Below are 1,095 nucleotides of genomic sequence, written 5' to 3'. Positions count from 1 at the left end.
CGGATCGGCTGGCAGCCCGCCTTGCGGTGCCGGTGATCGGCATCGGGGCCGCAGCCGCGCGGGCGGCGGCGCAAGGGGGGCGCGCCTTTGCGGTCGCGACCACCACCCCTGCCCTGCGGGACCGGATCGACGCGCTGATGCGGGGGCAGCCCGGCCGCTATCTGGGGTGTCACCTGACCGACAGCCCCGACGTGATGCGCGTTCCCGACGCGCTGGATCACGCCCTGCTGGACGCGGTGATGCGGGCCGCGGCAGCCGGTGCCGAGGCGGTGATCATCGGTGGCGGCCCATTGGCGCAAGCGGCGGTCCGGCTGGCGCCCCTGTCCCCCGTGCCGCTGATCCAGCCCGTACCCGAGGCCGCGCGCGCGATGGCCCGGCTGCTGGCCCGCTGAGGTTACAGGTCCTCGATCCGGACATGTGCGCGGGTGCCGCCCAGGGACTGGAACGCCCGCTGGCGGCAGGTCAGGACCAGCACCTGCTGATCGGTGGCGACGCGGTGCAGGGCGGTGAACATCGCCTCGATCCGGTCGTCATCGGTGTGGACCAGCGCATCGTCCAGGATCACCGGGACCGACCGCCCGGCCTGCGCGAACAGGCGCGCAAAGGCCAGCCGCGTCAGGATCGCCACCTGTTCGCGCGTGCCGCCCGACAGGATGTCCAGCGGTTCGGCCTGTCCGTCACGGGTCAGCGCATGGGGCAGCAGGGTCTGGTCGTCGATCTGCAGCGCCGCGCCGGGATGCAGGATCGACAACAGCGGCTGCAGCTCGCGCACCACCGGCTTGAAATAGGCATCGCGCTGGCGCGTGCGCGCCTGCTCCAGCGTGTCGCGCAAGCGCGTCAGGGCGGCCATCTCGGCGGCGTAACGGTCGGCGCGGGCCTGGGCCTCGGCGCGCTGGCCGGACAGTTCGTCCAGCGTTTCCTCGATCCCCTCCTCGGCCAACAGCGCGATGCGGGTGTTCAGCGCGGCAAGGTCGCGCTCCATCGTCTCCGCGTCGCGCCGGGCCTGTTCGGCGGCGCTGGTGGCACGCGACAGCGCGGCCTGGGCGGTGGTCAGGTCGGGGGCCGCATCCGACAGGGTGGCGCACAGCCGGGCGG

At 73.6% G+C, this 1,095-nt stretch carries 2 protein-coding genes; one reads left to right on the top strand and one right to left on the bottom strand.

From position 1 onward, the window contains the following. Nucleotides 1–392, top strand: a 392-nt coding sequence (locus FHD68_RS19255) for an aspartate/glutamate racemase family protein (RefSeq protein WP_244297978.1), incomplete at its 5' end; no start/stop codon positions are given. 2 nt (nucleotides 393–394) lie between these two features. On the opposite strand, the gene FHD68_RS19250 is transcribed toward FHD68_RS19255, so the two are convergent. After that, nucleotides 395–1,095, bottom strand: a 701-nt coding sequence (locus tag FHD68_RS19250) for an ATP-binding protein (RefSeq protein ID WP_425277558.1), incomplete at its 5' end; no start/stop codon positions are given.

Source organism: Paracoccus marcusii, assembly GCF_006151785.1.
Classification (GTDB): domain Bacteria; phylum Pseudomonadota; class Alphaproteobacteria; order Rhodobacterales; family Rhodobacteraceae; genus Paracoccus; species Paracoccus marcusii.
Note: the sequence above shows the minus strand (reverse complement) of the source record. Positions and strands in the feature narration are given on the sequence as shown.